The following is a 14,289-nucleotide window of genomic DNA, read 5'->3' as shown; positions in this document are numbered from 1 at the left end:
CTGGCGATGCGGAAACTGTCGGTGTGCGTGCCGGCCTACAATGCGGAGCGAACGCTGTCCGCGACCCTGGATTCGGTGCTGACCCAAGACCTCGATTTCGAAGTCGTGATCCTCGACAACGCGAGTACCGACCGCACTGGTGACATCGCGCGGGCGCGGCGCGATCCGCGGGTGCGTGTCCTGCGCAACGATCGCGTACTGCCGATCGGCGCGAATTGGGACCGGGCGATCCGGGAATCCACCGGGGACCTCGTGAAGGTGGTCTGCGCCGACGACCTCCTGCGTCCCGGCACCCTCGCCGCGCAGTCGGCGGTGTTCGACGAGGACGCGATCGCGTTGTGCGCGGGCAGGTTCGACGTGATCGACGAGTCCGGTGACCTGCTCGAGACCGGGCTGGGGCTGCCGCAGCTGATCGGCAGGCACGGCAGCCGCCAGCTGGCCCGGGTGATCGTGCGTCGCGGGGCGGCGGACTTCGGCCCCACCGCGGCCGCCATGTTCCGGCGTGCCGACTACGACGCCGTCGGCGGACTGCGCGGCGACCTCGTGTTCCCGATGGATGTGGACCTGTTCGCCCGCGTCGGCAGCCGCGGCGCTTTCTTCGGGCTCGGCGACATCGTGGCCGCCTGGCGGAACTCCTCGTTCAACCTGTGCAGCCGCACGTCGACCCGCAGCAAGCTCACCGAGCAGCTGCGTTTCCATCATCGGCTGGGCGCCGATCACCCGGACCTCGTCGGTCCGGCCGACGTGCTGGCCGGTGACCTGCGCCTGGTCCGGGCATTGGGGACGCGGCTGCGGGTGCGCGCGCGGGCCGCGGTCGGCCGCTGAACAAGACCGCGGTTGCTGCTGTCCGGTAGTGGCCATCGCCGATCACACCGTCGAGGCCGGGCAGTCGACATCGCCGCTCGGCGACATCAGTTCGGCGCGGCGGCGCCAACGCACCGGTCCGATCGCCTCGATGCCGCCGGCGCGCACGAGACCGCCGGACCGGTCGGCCACGACCATCGGCGCCATGGCCGGTGCGACCGCGTCGGCCGGCGAATGCGGCTGTCGGCGCATCCGAGAGGTGATGTTCATCGGTACGGCTGTCCTCGCTCGGGAACTGCTGGCCGGGTGCGGCCCGGGAATCGTGGTCGGCGGGATGGAGTCACACGGTCGGGGGTCGGTCATCCACTCGCCCTTCTGGGTCCGCGTGGATCGTCCACGAACCAGCGACCGTCGAGTCCTGGAAGTTCGGTCGACACTTCGTCCAGTAGGTCGGGCAGCGTCAACAACACCCGGTCGGGTGCTGCCGCGATCAGATCCCGCGGGCTGATGATCGGGATGTCGGTGCCGGGCATCCGGCGTCCCCGTTTGGCGGGCGCGGCGTCGGCGACTCCGGCGACAAGTCCCTGGTGCGCACCGGCCAGCGACAGCAGAGCAACCGCCCGCGACGCGGCGCCGTAGGCGTAGACGCGCTGTTGCGCCGCGGCCGCATCGATCAGCCAGTTCCGCAGCGCGCGCACATGGTCGTCCACGAACCGCTGGAGCCGACGCAGCGATGCCGGGGTGACGATTTCGCGTTCGCGGGCCAGGATCTCGCGCACGGCGCGGTCCGGCTCGGTAGGGCCGCGCCGAGCTGCTACCAGCACCGTCCCGCCGTAGAGGTCGAACTCCCACGCGGTGGTCACCCCCATGCCCGCGGCGGTGAGCGCCAGGCTCAGCGCATGCAGGGAGTAGTACGCGAAATGCCCGTGCCGCAACGCGTTCCACTGCCGTTGCGCCACGATGGCGGCCAGCGAGTGAAACTGCAGCAGGAGCAGCCCGTCCGGCGCGGTTGCCGCGGCGCGTGCGGCGAACGCGGCCCGCTGGTCGGGTTCGTGCATGATGCCGAAACAGTCCACGACCAGGTCCGCCCGCGCCGCGTCGGCTTCGGTGCAGCCACCCTCGGCCAGCAGCGGCAGCCAGGAACCACCGTGCGGACTACCGAACTCGATGACCGTGCGCCCGCGCAGCAGACCGGCCGCGTCGACCCGGGCAATCGCATCGGCCGCTTGATCGCGCAGGGCCCGCGGCTCCACGCCACGGGGTTCGGCGGCCACGGTGTCGTCTTCGGCGAGCTGCGCCAGCTCGCAGCGCGGGCACCGCACCATCCGCAGCGGGTGCGTGGTCTCCGCCGGTGTCACCGGCCGGCCCGCAGGCGGGAAATCATCGGCGGCGGGCACCGTCCCGAGATCGAGGACGGTATGCAGAACGGCGCCGGAGCAGGCGCGGCAGCGGCCGGTCATGACACGATGTCGGTGTGCGTATGGAGCAGACCGACCTGGTCGGCGTGGTGGTGCTGGTCCCAGCGCCCGTCCGGGACGACCGTGGCCTGTTCACTCGGACCTTCGATGCCGCCGAATTCGACTCCCATCTGGGGATTCCGGGAATCTCCGCCGGTTTCGTGCAGGACTCGCAATCCCGGTCGCGCCGTGGGGTGGTGCGCGGCATGCACGGCCGGTCCGGGCGTGGGGAAGCCAAACTGGTCCGCTGCGCACACGGCGCGGTGTATGACGTGCTGGTCGACATCCGGCCGTCGTCGCCGACGTTCGGCCGGACGCAGGCGTTCCGGCTCGACGACGAGGAGTTCCGGCACCTGTACGTACCACCGGGCTTTCTGCACGGATTTCAAGCACTCACCGACACCGCCGATGTGTGCTACCGCATCGATCGGCCGCACGATCCCGCCGAGGATCTCAGCGTCGCCTTCGACGATCCGGACTTGGGGATCGCCTGGCCGCTGCCGGTGACGGCGGTGTCGGATCGCGACGCGAACGCCGGACGATGGAGCCATCTGCGGGCTACCCTGTCACCGGAGCGGTGACCGCACGCAGGCGCGGGTCCAGTGCGCCGGACGCGCGCAGCCGCTGCAGCCACGCGAGCCGGGTGAATCGCTGGGAGAACGCCTCTTCGGTGAGGCCACGCTCGGTGTACTCGCGGTAGAGTTCGGCGGCGCCGTCAGGCACCGACCACTGCGCCTCGAAACCGAGCACTGCGCGGGCGGCGGAGAAGTCGACCCGATAGGAGCGGGGGTCGGCGCCGGTCTCCCCGGTGATCAACAGTCGCGACCCCGGCACGGTGGCCACCACCGACTCGGCGATCTCGGCCACGGTGAGATTGTTTCGCTCCGTGCCGATGTTGAACGCCCGGCCTGCGACGGCGGACGCCGGTGCGGTGAGGCAGCGTTCGAAGGCCTCCGCGATGTCGCGGGCGTGGACCAGCGGCCGCCAGGGCGTGCCGTCGGAGAGCACCTTGACCGCACCGGTGAGGACGGCGTGTCCGACGAGGTTGTTGAGCACGATGTCAGCGCGAGGACGAGGGGAGAATCCGAACGCGGTGGCATTGCGCAGGAAGACAGGAACGAAGTCGTCGTCGGCCAGCGCCGCGACATCGTCTTCGACCCGCACCTTCGACTCGGCGTAGGGGGTGATCGGCCGCAGCGGCGCCGACTCGGTCACCAGCTCGTCTCCGGCGGCGCCATACACCGAGCAGGTGGAGGCGTACAGGAACCGGGACACACCCGCTTCTTTCGCGAGCCGAGCCAGACGCACCGAGGCGCGATGATTGATTTCGTGGGTGACTTCCGGCGCGAGCGCGCCCAGGGGATCATTGGACAGCGCGGCGAGATGGACGACCGCATCGATGCCACGAAGGGCATCGATCTGCACCGCTCGCAGGTCGAGGCGCAGGCCCTCCGGATCGCCGGAGAACTCACCGAGCAGGCAGTCGGCGAACCAGCCGGTGTCGAGCCCGACGACTTCGTGCCCCGCGGCTCGCAGTATCGGGACCATGACGGTGCCCAGGTATCCCTGATGCCCGGTGACCAGGACTCGCATCGTTGTCACTCCTTTTCCCATGAGATGACGGCCTTGTCCACCACGAAGGCTTCGGCGTACTCGGTGCGGCACTGCACGCCGCGGATCCGCGCGGACGCCAGGAACGCGGTTTCGTCGAACCAGTCGCGACCGGTCTGGGACGGGTAGTACCGATGCAGCAGTCGCGATTTGCGCCGGATCAGGTCCGCGTCGACCGGATGGAATACGGTCGGCGCCGGTGTGTCGACCTCAGCCTTGAGGATCTCGTAGCCGAGGATCAGGTGGTCGCGGAACTCGGTCGGCACCAGCTCCGCGAGCGTGCGGTGATCCTGGTGCGCGTCGCCCGGTTGCGGGGCGAACACCAGGTCCGGTTCACCAGCACGGCGAAACTCCGCTACGGCCGTCTTGATCCGATCCCAGTGCGCCGGTGCGCGTCCGTCCGGGACGTCGAGCACCGTCAATTCCGGTGTCCGTCCCGAGCAGAAGGCGGTGAGCGCCGCCCGCTCCTCCTGTTCGCGCTCCGTGCCGGCACCGGAAAGGACCAGCGCGCGCACCCGCATACCCGGATGGGCGCTGGTCAGCGACAGCAGCGTGGCTCCCATGCCGATCGGGATGTCATCGCAATGCGCGCCGAGCAAGGCGATCTCGGCAGGCCGCGGGGAAAGCAGCGCGATCACCGCTCCCACACCATCCATGGCCGGTGTCCGCTGCTGTAGGCGGCATCGAGTTCGGCGCGCTCCTTGAAAGTATCTGCCGGCTTCCAGAATCCGTCGTGGCGGTAGCCGAACAACCGGCCTTGGCCCGCGAGCGCCCCACAGGCGTCTTCCACCAGATCGCCGCCTGGTGGCAGCAGGTCGAATATCTCCCGGCCGAGCACGAAGTAGCCGCCGTTTTCCCACAGCGGCATATCGGCCACGGGAACGATTTCCTTGACCTCGCCGGTGGGGCTGAGGTCCACACAGTGGAACGACGATTGCGGTGGCACCACCATGAGAGATGCCAACGCCCCCGAAGCGTGGAACTGAGCGATCATCTCGTCCAGGGGAGCGTCGGTGAGGACGTCGGCGTAGTTGGCCAGGAAGTACTGGTCGTCGCCGAGGTGCTCGCGCACCCGGCGCAATCGCTCTCCGATGGCCGACTCCACGCCGGTATCGACGAAAGTGATCGTCCAGTCGTCGATATCGCTGCCGAGCAATTCGACCCGGCCGTTGCGGATCACGAAGTCGTTGGACGCCGACTCCCGGTAGCTGAGGAAGAAATTCTTGATGTGCTCGGCGCCGTATCCGAGGCACAGGATGAATTCGGTGTGACCGTAGTGCGCGTAGTACCGCATCACGTGCCAGAGCAAGGGGCGGGGGCCGACGAGTTGCATCGGCTTGGGCACCATGTCATCGGTGCCGCCGCGCATGCGCATGCCGTAGCCACCGCAGAACAGGACGACTTTCATCCGCGCCGGTTTCCTTTCGACTCGGCTCCGGCCGGCACGGTCGGGGCCGGGGACGCCGGGTCGACCACGTGCAGCTCGGGCAAGGGATAGGCGAGCCGACCGCCCCACTCGGCGACATGCCGCAGCTGTGCGGTGATCTCGTGCTCGAGATTCCAGGGCAGCACCACGACCACGTCCGGACGATCGGCGTCGAGCCGGGCCGGTGGGTGGATCGGGATTCGCGTTCCCGGCGTGAATCTGCCGTGTTTGTAGGGATTGCGGTCGACGGTGTACTCGAGTAGGTCGGGCCGGACCCCGCAATAGTTGAGCAGTGTGTTGCCCTTGCCCGGCGCACCGTATCCGACGACGCGCCGGCGCCGGCGTCGGCAGTCGAGCAGGAACCCGAGCAGCTCATGCCGCACGGACTCGGCACGCCGCCGCAGCGATGTGTAGCCGTCCGCCGAGTGCAGCCCCGCGGACCGCTCGAGTTCCAGCACTTCCCGCACCCGGTCGCTCACCGCCGCCACGGCGGCATCGGGGCGTACCCACAGCCGGATCGATCCGCCGTGCGTCGGCAGCTGATCGACGTCGACCACGGTCAATCCCGCGACAGCGAGCGCACGTTGCGCCGAAAGCACGGTGTAGTACTGGAAATGCTCATGGTAGATGGTGTCGAACTGGCCGAGCCCGACCAAGTTGAGCGCATGGTGCACCTCGATGGTCAGCATGCCGTCGTCCGCCAGCAGGATGCGTAGCGCACGGGTGAATCCGCGCAGATCCGGGATATGGGCATAGACGTTGTTGGCGACCACAAGATCCGCGGGGCCGTGTTCGGCACGGATCCGGCGGGCCGAATCCTCGTCGAGGAAGGTGGTTTCGGTGGGTACGCCCGACTCGCGAGCCGCTGTTCCGACGTTGACCGAGGGCTCGATGCCCAGGCATCGGATATTGCGGTCGACGACGTGGCGGAGCAGGTAGCCGTCGTTGCTGGCGACCTCCACCACGAAGGAGTCCCTGCCCAGCCCCAGCCGGTCGGCCGCGGTGTCGACGAACTCACCCGCGTGGCGGACCCAGCTGTCGGAGTAGGAGGAGAAGTAGGCGTATTCGGTAAAGGTCTCCTCCGGTGTGATCAGTGCCGGAATCTGCAGCAGCAGGCAGTCGGCGCACACCCGCAGATGCAAGGGGTAGGTCGGCTCGGGCAGGTCGAGTTGGTCGGCGGTGAGGAACGATTCGCACGGCGGCGTCGCACCGAGATCCAGAACGCTGGACAGTCTGCCGGAGTCACAGAGTCGACAGCGCACAGATCCGATCCTTTGCTCTAAACGTTCCGGCCCGTCGGAACGCCTGTCGCGGCGCGCGGAAGCATCAGCTGCCCGGCGTATCACGAAATGCGCGTGACGAGAACATCATTCGTCGTACGGGCCGGCACTGTTGCGACCGTCAGCGTACCGACGGCAATATCGGCCGGATTCCACATCAGCGTTACAAACTGTGATATAGAGCACATTCCATATTCACCTTCATGGTGTTATTCCAGATGCGTATCGAGATGGGTCGCCGGGTTGATCCGGAGCAGTTAACATCCCGATCACGCTACTTCGCGCATACCTTCCGACCGGCGAGAGATGTTGTGACACTTGCCGATCAAGTGCCGATGAAGCGTTCGGTAGAGGCGGTCGGGACGCTGCCGGGAAAGACGATCTCCGGATCGGGTAGCAATTCCACCGTTGCCCCAGGAGGGGTGTTCTCTTGATGAAATCCAAGGCGGTCCCGAAATGGAATGGGACCGCCGAATCCCCACGACCCTTCGTGGCTCCACCGATTACCGTCTCGACCCGTAAGGCCTGGCGATCGGAGTACGTACGTCGTCTCGCCATCACCGATTTCGCCGCCGTTTCCATCGCCGTGGGAAGTGCGCAGCTGATTCGCTTCAATGGGAGCGGCGCTCCGCCGCTGGCCTGGGATCAGCCGTACCGAATCGGTTACACGGTGGTATCGGGCGCGCTCGCCATGGGCTGGTTCGCGATCCTCGGCAGCGCGGGTAGCCGCGCGCCGCAACTGGTCGGCAGCGGTGTCGAGGAATTCCGGCGGCTGATGTCGGCGACCATGCACCTGTTCGGCGTACTGGCACTGATGTCACTGGCACTCGAAATCAAGTTCGCCCGAGGTTATCTCGCGATCGCCTTTCCGGCCGGCGTCCTCGCGGTGGTCGGTGGACGACTGTGGTGGCGTCATCAGCTTGCCAGGGAACGCCGCCGGGGACGCCACCGTTCGGCCGTACTCGTGGTCGGCACTGCCGAAGCGGCCGCGGCGATGTCCGCGGCGTTGGCCGCAGACCCGGGCGCCGGTTACGACGTCGTGGGCGCCTGCGTGCCGGGTGGCCAATCGGGCGATGCGCCATTGGCCTTCGCCGGCGGTTCGGTCGCCGTAGTCGGTGACGACAGCGCTGTGCTGCGGGCGGTCCTGCACACCCACGCCGACACCGTCGCCATCGGTCCCTCCCGCCATCTCGGCCCGACCGAGCTCCGCAGGCTCGCTTGGGAACTGGACGCGCTGGGAGTCGAGTTCATGCTGGCGCCAGGGGCGATCGACATCGCCATATCCCGGCTCACCAATCGGCAGGTCGCGGGGATGCCGATGATGCACATCGCCGAACCGCAGTACGAGCGGGCTCGGTCGGTCAGCAAAACGGCCTTCGACATCGGCTTCGCGACAGTGTGCCTACTGCTGCTCCTGCCGGTGTTCCTGGCAATCGCGATCGCGGTGAAGACCACCAGCCGCGGCCCGGTCTTCTACCTGTCGGAACGCATCGGCCGATACGGCCTGCCCTTCCGCATGATCAAGTTCCGCAGTATGTACGACAACGCCGACCGGTATGCCGAAGTCTTGATCGCACAGCAGGGTGGAAATCCGGTCTTCTTCAAGATGAAGGTCGACCCCCGGGTCACGCCGGTCGGGCGATTCCTGCGCAAGTACAGTCTCGACGAACTGCCGCAGTTCCTGAACGTCCTGCGTGGCGACATGAGCGTTGTCGGGCCGCGACCGCAGGTGCGGCGGGAAGTCGACACCTACGACCACATGATGCGCCGACGCCTGCTCGTGAAGCCGGGGCTGACCGGCTTGTGGCAGGTCAGTGGCAGGTCGGACCTTCCGCTCGAGGACGCGGTGCGACTCGACCTGTCCTACGTGGAGAACGTGTCCATGCGGATGGACCTGCGGCTGATCGCGCGCACGGTCGGTGTCGTGGCGCGAGGTGAGGGAGCGTACTGACGCCCGCGGGGCGGTGGTCGCGAAGTGCCGACCAGCGCCCGCGCTGGGGCGGGCTGCCGAGCTTCGCCGCCGTGAAATCCCTTGGTAAGCCGGAGACCAACCGATCGCGCCGATCATGCAGGGAACGCACGGTGTCAGTGGCCGTATCAGGCGAGTGTCAGCGTGGTGTCAGGCCGGACGCCGACAGTGGTTCCCATGACGAACAACAGCGCCTCCTCCACCGCTTCTGAGTGGACCGGCATGGTGCCGGTCGACGATACGGCCCTCGCCGTCACCGACACCGGCGGGCGCGGCATTCCCGTGGTCTACTGCAATGGCCAGTTCGCCACTCAGGGGTACTGGCGGCGGGTCATCGCCGAGCTCGGCCCCGAATACCGGCACATCACCTTCGACGAGCGGGCTCGCGGCAAATCGCGGCGTTCGGCGGACTATTCCCTCGAGGCCGCGATCCGGGACGTCGACGCCGTCCTGGCTGACAGGGGTGTGGACCGGGCGCTGGTGGCCGGCTGGTCCTACGGGGCGGTCGTCGCGGCGCACTGGGCCGCCCGGAACCCCTGCCGTGCCATGGGTGCGGTGCTGGTCGACGGCGCGTTCCCGTACGACTGGCTCGACGAGGCCATGGAGCAGCGGATCCGCAAGCTGTTCAAGCGGCTTGGCTGGTTCACGCCGCTGCTGCGGCCGACCGGCCTGACCCCGCGGATGACCGTCGAACAGATGGCCGAAAGCAATATCGAACTCGGCAGGCTCTCCCGCGAACGCGAGCTGGGTCCCGTGCTGGACGACATCAGCGTGCCGGTGCGGTATGTGGTCGCTTCCGGGACGTCGTTCGGAAGCCGCGGTGACGAGCAGGAACGGATCCGTGCCGGCCTCGACGCGGTGTGCGCCCGCAACCCGAACATCCGCGTGACCGCGAAGGTCGCCAGCAACCACGGCGCGCTCCTGCGCAAGGATTTCCGCGCCATCGCCCAGGCCGTCCGCGAGACCACGGCGGCCGACGACCAGCAGGGTTCGCCGAGCCGCTGACCGACCGTCGGCCTGGGCGACCTCGTTCGCCCACCAACCCCCGGCAATCCGGGACTCGTCCAACAGATCGCATTGCCGCACAACCCATTCCGAAGGAGACACCACCATGTCCGTCACCCTGACCGACCAAGACAAGGCCACCATCCGGACCGCCGCCTACGGCGCTGTCTCGCTGCTGGCCGCCGCTGACGCCACCGGCTCACCGCACAAGGCCGCCACCCACGGCTCCATCGCCCTGTCGTCGGCGACCGGCCTGGTCGGGCACGTACTCGCCGCGAAGTCGAAGGACATCACCCTGAACGGCAAGAACGTCGCCGAACTCGCCGACCACGTACTGCCGGCCCTCACCGCGGCAATGAATCTGCTGCAGAAGCAGGATCCCGCCGAGGCCGACAACTTCCGCAGCGCCGTCCTCGTCGCCATCGACACCGCCGCCGGAACCCGCAAGGGCACGCCCACCCCGGTCATGACCGACATGGCCCGCAAGATCACCGTAGCCATCGACGCCGCCTGATCGGATGACGACCCACACCGCCACAGCCTGTCACGGGGCCCTCCCCCGGGCACGCGTCGATTCACCGCGCCTTCGCGCGCCGCCGCCTCTCCATCTCCTCGCGTTCCAGCACAGCCGCCTCCGCGAGGGTCGGGGCGGTCCCGCCGAGCCGGGCGGGCACCCAGCGGGCGCCTTCCGCCATCGGATAGTCGCGTTGCGCGCGTTCCAGTAGTTCGCTCATCCGAGTCCGCAGGGTGGCGGTGAGCTTCTCGGCCGGATCGTCCGGTGGGATCGGTGCGCCGATACGGATATTGATCGGGAAACGATGGCGGCCCAGCTGTCTCGGGATGTCCTTGGTCCAGATCCGGTGGGCGCCCCAGATGATCAAGGGCACGATCGGAACATCGGCTTCCAGAGCCATGCGCGCCGCGCCGGACTTGAATTCCTTCAGTTCGAAGCTGCGGCTGATCGTCGCCTCGGGGTAGACCACCACCAGCTCGCCGTCGCGCAGTGCGGTCACCGCGCGGGCGTACGACTGGGCGCCCGCCGTGCGATCGACGCCGATCGCCTTGCAGTGCTTCATGAGGAAGCCGACTATGCCGTGCTCGAGCTCGGCCTTCATCATGAACCGGACGTTGCGGCCGGACTTCCGCCCGATCAGCCCGACCTCCATGAAATCGAGGTAGGCGGTGTGGTTCACGGCCAGCACCGCGCCGCCGGAGCGCGGAATGTGCTCTTGCCCCTCGACATCGATGCGCAGACCCTGCGCGAAGAAAATGGCGCGGGCCATGCCGGTGAGGATGTCGTAGACCGGTTCCCGCGCCATCACAGCTCCCGTTACTGCCCCGCCGCGTCCTTGCGCGCGGCCTTGGCCTCGGCTTCGGCGGCATCCATCGCGTCCGCCTCTTCCAGGGTAGGAGCGCTGCCGCCCAGCCGGGCGGGAACCCAGTACGCGCCGGGCTCGTGCACGTAGTCTTTCTGCAGGTCCAGCAGCATGTCCTGCATGGTCGAGCGCAGCTCGGCGGTGAGTTCGGCGACGGGCTCGAACGGCTGGATCGGTTCACCGACGGCGATCGAGATGGGGGTGTTGGTGCGGCCGAGCCGCTTCGGGAAACCCTTCGTCCAGACCCGCTGCGCGCCCCAGATGACGATCGGGATGATCGGCACCTCCGCTTCGACGGCCATGCGCGCCGCGCCGGACTTGAATTCCTTGATCTCGAAACTGCGGCTGATCGTCGCCTCTGGGTACACGCCGACCAGCTCGCCCCGGCGCAGGTATTCCACGGCGGCCTTGTAGGAGTCCGCGCCCGCCGAGCGGTCCACCGGGATGTGCTTGAGCGCGCGCATGATCGGGCCGGAGATCTTGTTGTCGAAGACCTCCTTCTTGGCCATGAACCGGACGTAGCGCTTCGGGGTGCGCACCGGCAGGCCCGCGTAGGTGAAGTCCATGTAGCCGGTGTGGTTCACCGCCAGCACGGCGCCACCGCGGGCGGGGATGTGTTCAGCGCCCTTGACGGTGAACTTCAGACCTTCGACGAAGAAGACGGTACGGGCCAGCCCGATGATCGTCCGATAGACGGGTTCCACAAGTCCGCTAGCGTAGTCGCTGCTCGTCCCCACCGGCAGTGCGCGCCATCACGCGTCGCGCCGGAGCGAGGACGCACGAGCAGCCCCGATCACACGCCTGAGAGAAGAGGATCGCCGAAGTGGAACGCGCCCGATCGGCACCGCGCGAGTACGACCGCAGTGCAGCACGCGAGCGGAATCGGGCCTCGGGTGGGCGAGCGCCCCGCGCTGCGCTGGTCGGCGGCTCGGTCCTGATTGCAGCGATCGCGTTGTCCGGTTGCGACTCGGTCGTCGGGATTCCGGAGGAGAGCGCGCCGCAGGCGGCGGTGCGCACAACGCCACCGGCCGCCGCCCCGACCACGCCACCGCCCAGCACCTCCGCGCTGCCTCCGGTTCCCGCCGGCGCTCCGCCGGTCGGCGCGGTCGCCGGGCTGCCCGCCGCCGCGACCGCGATGCAGCGCTGGGCCGCCGACCTGCGCTCGCACACCATCGCCGAGATGCAGGACAAGTGCTGGACCATCGCGCCCAGGAATGTGGCCGAGATGTACGCCGACCAGCAGGCCGTCTTCACCGCCTTGGCCCAGCCGGGCACGACGACCGAGGACGCCGTCGTCTGGAAGAGCCCGGCGACCACGGTCGCCGTGCCACGCGCCGAGCTCGACAGCGGCTACGCCTGCCCACGCGTCGCCACGGAGGGCGCGGAGATCGCCTACAACGACGCCGATGCCCGCCACACCGTGCGCCGCTACCTGTCCCGGTTCGTCGGCACACCGCTCGACCCCGCCGACAAGGAGGGCGACTACCCTCTGATCTGTAAGGCGTCCCCGGCGACCTGGGACCCCAAAGGCACCGGGCGTCCGAGCGCCGCGCCGCTGGCGAACAACCAGGGCGTGCTCACCGGGGCCACCGAGTTCGCCGACCAGCAGATCCGGTCGGAGCAGGTGAACACCGACTACATCGCGGTGCTCGTGCCGGTGACCAACTCCTCCGGTGTGACGCAGACCCGCACCTTCACCCTGCGCTCCGGGCCGGACGGCTACTGCATCGGCGACATCTCGCCGTAACTACTACCCTGGTTGGCTGGTAAACAGCAGGAGGAGCAGCTAGTGCAGATCACCAGCGTCGGACACGCCGGATTCCACATCCGCACCGCGGCCGGGTCGATCCTTTGCGATCCCTGGGTGAACCCCGCGTACTTCGGTTCCTGGTTCCCGTTCCCCGACAACACCGGGCTGGATTGGGACGAGCTGGGCGCGTGCGACTTCCTGTACGTCTCGCACCTGCACCGCGACCACTTCGACGCTCGGACGCTGGCCGAGCACGTCGACAAGGACGCGACCGTACTGCTGCCGGACTATCCCGTGCCGGATCTGCGCCGCGAGCTCGAACAACTGGGCTTCCACAAGTTCTTCGAGACCGAGGACTCGGTCAAGCACACGGTGACCGGTCCCGGCGGCGACCTGGAGATCATGATCATCGCGCTGCGCGCGCCCGCCGACGGCCCGATCGGCGACTCCGGGCTCGTCGTCTCCGACGGCGAGACCACCTGCTTCAACATGAACGACGCCCGGCCGGTCGACATGGACGTGCTGCACGACGCGTTCGGCCACGTCGACATCCATCTGCTGCAGTACTCGGGCGCGATCTGGTACCCGATGGTCTACGACATCCCGGCTCGCACCAAGTCGAACTTCGGCAAACAGAAGCGTCAGCGCGGCATGGACCGCGCGCGCAGCTACATCGAGCAGGTCGGCGCGACCTGGGTGGTGCCGTCGGCGGGTCCGCCGGTGTTCCTCGACGACGAGCTGCGCTACCTCAACGACGACCGCGGTGACGAGGGCAACATCTTCCCCGATCAGAAGGTGTTCCTGGAGCAGATGGAGATCCACGGCAACGCAGGCGGCATCCTGATGATCCCCGGTTCGGTCGCCGACGTGCGCGGCGCCGAACTCACCTTGACCCATCCCAGCGACCCGGCCGAGATCTACGAGCACAAGGCCGAGTACATCGAGCGGATGGCCCAGCGCCTGGCGCCGGTGCTGGAGGCCGAGAAGGCGACCTGGGAACGCGGCGACGGCTCCCTGCTGGAACCGCTGCGCAAGCTGTTCGAGCCGATCATGGCGCAGAGCGACGTGATCTGCGACGGCATCGGCTACCCCGTCGGCCTGGTGATCGGCGAGGAAACCATCGTGCTGGACTTCCCCAAGCGCGCCGTGCGCGAGCCGATCGAAGGCGAGGGCCGCTACCGCTACGGCTTCCGCATCGCGCCGGAACTGGTGCGCACGGTGCTGCGCGACCGCGAGCCCGACTGGGTGAACACCATCTTCCTGTCCACCCGCTTCCAGGCCTGGCGAATCGGCGGGTACAACGAGTTCCTCTACACGTTCTTCAAATGCCTCACCGACGAGCGGATCGCCTACGCCGACGGCTGGTTCGCCGAGGCGCACGACGATTCCGCCTCCACCGAGCTCAGCGGCTGGGAGGTGCAGCGCCGCTGCCCGCACCTGAAGGCGGACCTGTCGAAGTTCGGTGTGGTGGAGGGCAACACGCTCACCTGCAATCTGCACGGCTGGCAGTGGGACCTGGAGTCGGGACGGTGCAAGACGTCCAAGGGTCACGAACTGCGCTCGCGCAAGCTGGACTGACCCACTTCCGGCCGACGCGTCCACGTCGGCCGG

Annotated in this window: 15 protein-coding genes; 7 read left to right on the top strand and 8 right to left on the bottom strand. The window is 68.1% G+C overall.

Going from position 1 to position 14,289, the window contains the following annotated elements:
* The first annotated feature begins 6 nt into the window (after window positions 1-6).
* Entirely contained in the window at window positions 7-825 is an 819-nt protein-coding gene (locus tag ABZ803_RS26285) for a glycosyltransferase family 2 protein (RefSeq protein ID WP_357043193.1), read from the top strand.
* Between the two features lie 42 nt (window positions 826-867).
* On the opposite strand, the gene ABZ803_RS26280 is transcribed toward ABZ803_RS26285, so the two are convergent.
* The gene (locus tag ABZ803_RS26280) at window positions 868-1,074 is read right to left on the bottom strand and encodes a hypothetical protein (RefSeq protein WP_357043191.1); all 207 of its coding nucleotides are present in this window, start codon (window positions 1,072-1,074) and stop codon (window positions 868-870) included.
* 89 nt (window positions 1,075-1,163) lie between these two features.
* The gene (locus ABZ803_RS26275; protein ID WP_357043189.1) at window positions 1,164-2,264 is read right to left on the bottom strand and encodes a class I SAM-dependent methyltransferase; all 1,101 of its coding nucleotides are present in this window, start codon (window positions 2,262-2,264) and stop codon (window positions 1,164-1,166) included.
* Window positions 2,265-2,278: 14 nt separating this feature from the next.
* Here ABZ803_RS26275 and rfbC point away from each other — a divergent pair, with 14 nt between their 5' ends.
* Window positions 2,279-2,842 (top strand): dTDP-4-dehydrorhamnose 3,5-epimerase, encoded by a 564-nt coding sequence (rfbC, locus tag ABZ803_RS26270; RefSeq protein WP_357043187.1) that lies wholly within the window; start codon window positions 2,279-2,281, stop codon window positions 2,840-2,842.
* On the opposite strand, the gene ABZ803_RS26265 is transcribed toward rfbC, so the two are convergent.
* From ABZ803_RS26265 to ABZ803_RS26250, 4 genes are read right to left on the bottom strand one after another with little or no spacing between them, the layout of a single operon-like run.
* A complete protein-coding gene (locus ABZ803_RS26265; protein ID WP_357043185.1) occupies window positions 2,820-3,854 on the bottom strand; it encodes an SDR family oxidoreductase in 1,035 nt (344 codons plus the stop codon). The two genes, rfbC and ABZ803_RS26265, sit on opposite strands and share 23 nt — an antisense overlap.
* A 5-nt stretch (window positions 3,855-3,859) precedes the next feature.
* Window positions 3,860-4,528 carry a PIG-L family deacetylase gene (locus ABZ803_RS26260; protein WP_357043183.1) on the bottom strand — a complete coding sequence of 223 codons (669 nt, stop codon included), beginning with the start codon at window positions 4,526-4,528 and terminating at the stop codon, window positions 3,860-3,862.
* Window positions 4,507-5,280, bottom strand: coding sequence for a sugar phosphate nucleotidyltransferase (locus ABZ803_RS26255; protein ID WP_357043181.1), 774 nt, complete (start codon window positions 5,278-5,280; stop codon window positions 4,507-4,509). Before ABZ803_RS26255 ends, ABZ803_RS26260 begins: the two co-directional genes overlap by 22 nt.
* A complete protein-coding gene (locus tag ABZ803_RS26250) occupies window positions 5,277-6,560 on the bottom strand; it encodes a class I SAM-dependent methyltransferase (protein WP_357043179.1) in 1,284 nt (427 codons plus the stop codon). Before ABZ803_RS26250 ends, ABZ803_RS26255 begins: the two co-directional genes overlap by 4 nt.
* Before the next feature lie 508 nt (window positions 6,561-7,068).
* On the opposite strand from ABZ803_RS26250, the gene ABZ803_RS26245 reads away from it, so the two are divergent.
* From ABZ803_RS26245 to ABZ803_RS26235, 3 genes are all read left to right on the top strand, one after another.
* A complete protein-coding gene (locus ABZ803_RS26245) occupies window positions 7,069-8,529 on the top strand; it encodes a sugar transferase (protein WP_357043177.1) in 1,461 nt (486 codons plus the stop codon).
* Between the two features lie 195 nt (window positions 8,530-8,724).
* Window positions 8,725-9,552: an alpha/beta hydrolase gene (locus ABZ803_RS26240; protein ID WP_357043175.1), complete on the top strand. Its 828-nt coding sequence runs from the start codon at window positions 8,725-8,727 to the stop codon at window positions 9,550-9,552.
* A gap of 106 nt (window positions 9,553-9,658) precedes the next feature.
* Window positions 9,659-10,066 (top strand): hypothetical protein, encoded by a 408-nt coding sequence (locus ABZ803_RS26235; RefSeq protein WP_357043173.1) that lies wholly within the window; start codon window positions 9,659-9,661, stop codon window positions 10,064-10,066.
* A gap of 61 nt (window positions 10,067-10,127) precedes the next feature.
* Here the strand turns inward: ABZ803_RS26235 and ABZ803_RS26230 are convergent, their stop codons facing one another.
* Together ABZ803_RS26230 and ABZ803_RS26225 are read right to left on the bottom strand one after the other, a co-directional pair.
* On the bottom strand, window positions 10,128-10,871 hold the full coding sequence (locus ABZ803_RS26230) for a lysophospholipid acyltransferase family protein (RefSeq protein WP_357043171.1): 744 nt from the start codon (window positions 10,869-10,871) through the stop codon (window positions 10,128-10,130).
* Window positions 10,872-10,882: 11 nt separating this feature from the next.
* Window positions 10,883-11,632 (bottom strand): lysophospholipid acyltransferase family protein, encoded by a 750-nt coding sequence (locus ABZ803_RS26225; RefSeq protein ID WP_062967090.1) that lies wholly within the window; start codon window positions 11,630-11,632, stop codon window positions 10,883-10,885.
* Between the two features lie 119 nt (window positions 11,633-11,751).
* On the opposite strand from ABZ803_RS26225, the gene ABZ803_RS26220 reads away from it, so the two are divergent.
* Together ABZ803_RS26220 and ABZ803_RS26215 are read left to right on the top strand one after the other, a co-directional pair.
* Window positions 11,752-12,675 (top strand): hypothetical protein, encoded by a 924-nt coding sequence (locus ABZ803_RS26220; protein WP_357043169.1) that lies wholly within the window; start codon window positions 11,752-11,754, stop codon window positions 12,673-12,675.
* A gap of 42 nt (window positions 12,676-12,717) precedes the next feature.
* Window positions 12,718-14,256 carry a Rieske 2Fe-2S domain-containing protein gene (locus tag ABZ803_RS26215; RefSeq protein ID WP_357043167.1) on the top strand — a complete coding sequence of 513 codons (1,539 nt, stop codon included), beginning with the start codon at window positions 12,718-12,720 and terminating at the stop codon, window positions 14,254-14,256.
* Window positions 14,257-14,289: the final 33 nt, after the last annotated feature.

The organism is Nocardia sp. NPDC047648 (genome assembly GCF_040642815.1).
GTDB classification, from domain to species: Bacteria; Actinomycetota; Actinomycetes; order Mycobacteriales; family Mycobacteriaceae; genus Nocardia; species Nocardia gamkensis.
The sequence above is the reverse complement of the archived record's forward strand: the minus strand, read 5'-3'. Positions and strand labels throughout refer to the sequence as shown.

What these genes read in the sequence shown, in the direction of transcription:
- ABZ803_RS26240 (WP_357043175.1), top strand. Translation starts at nt 8,725, where the DNA reads ATGACGAACAACAGCGCCTCCTCCACCGCTTCTGAGTGGACCGGCATG.
- ABZ803_RS26265 (WP_357043185.1), bottom strand. Translation starts at nt 3,854, where the DNA reads ATGCGAGTCCTGGTCACCGGGCATCAGGGATACCTGGGCACCGTCATG.
- ABZ803_RS26255 (WP_357043181.1), bottom strand. Translation starts at nt 5,280, where the DNA reads ATGAAAGTCGTCCTGTTCTGCGGTGGCTACGGCATGCGCATGCGCGGC.
- ABZ803_RS26285 (WP_357043193.1), top strand. Translation starts at nt 7, where the DNA reads ATGCGGAAACTGTCGGTGTGCGTGCCGGCCTACAATGCGGAGCGAACG.
- ABZ803_RS26230 (WP_357043171.1), bottom strand. Translation starts at nt 10,871, where the DNA reads ATGGCGCGGGAACCGGTCTACGACATCCTCACCGGCATGGCCCGCGCC.
- ABZ803_RS26280 (WP_357043191.1), bottom strand. Translation starts at nt 1,074, where the DNA reads ATGAACATCACCTCTCGGATGCGCCGACAGCCGCATTCGCCGGCCGAC.
- ABZ803_RS26235 (WP_357043173.1), top strand. Translation starts at nt 9,659, where the DNA reads ATGTCCGTCACCCTGACCGACCAAGACAAGGCCACCATCCGGACCGCC.
- ABZ803_RS26260 (WP_357043183.1), bottom strand. Translation starts at nt 4,528, where the DNA reads ATGGATGGTGTGGGAGCGGTGATCGCGCTGCTTTCCCCGCGGCCTGCC.
- ABZ803_RS26275 (WP_357043189.1), bottom strand. Translation starts at nt 2,264, where the DNA reads ATGACCGGCCGCTGCCGCGCCTGCTCCGGCGCCGTTCTGCATACCGTC.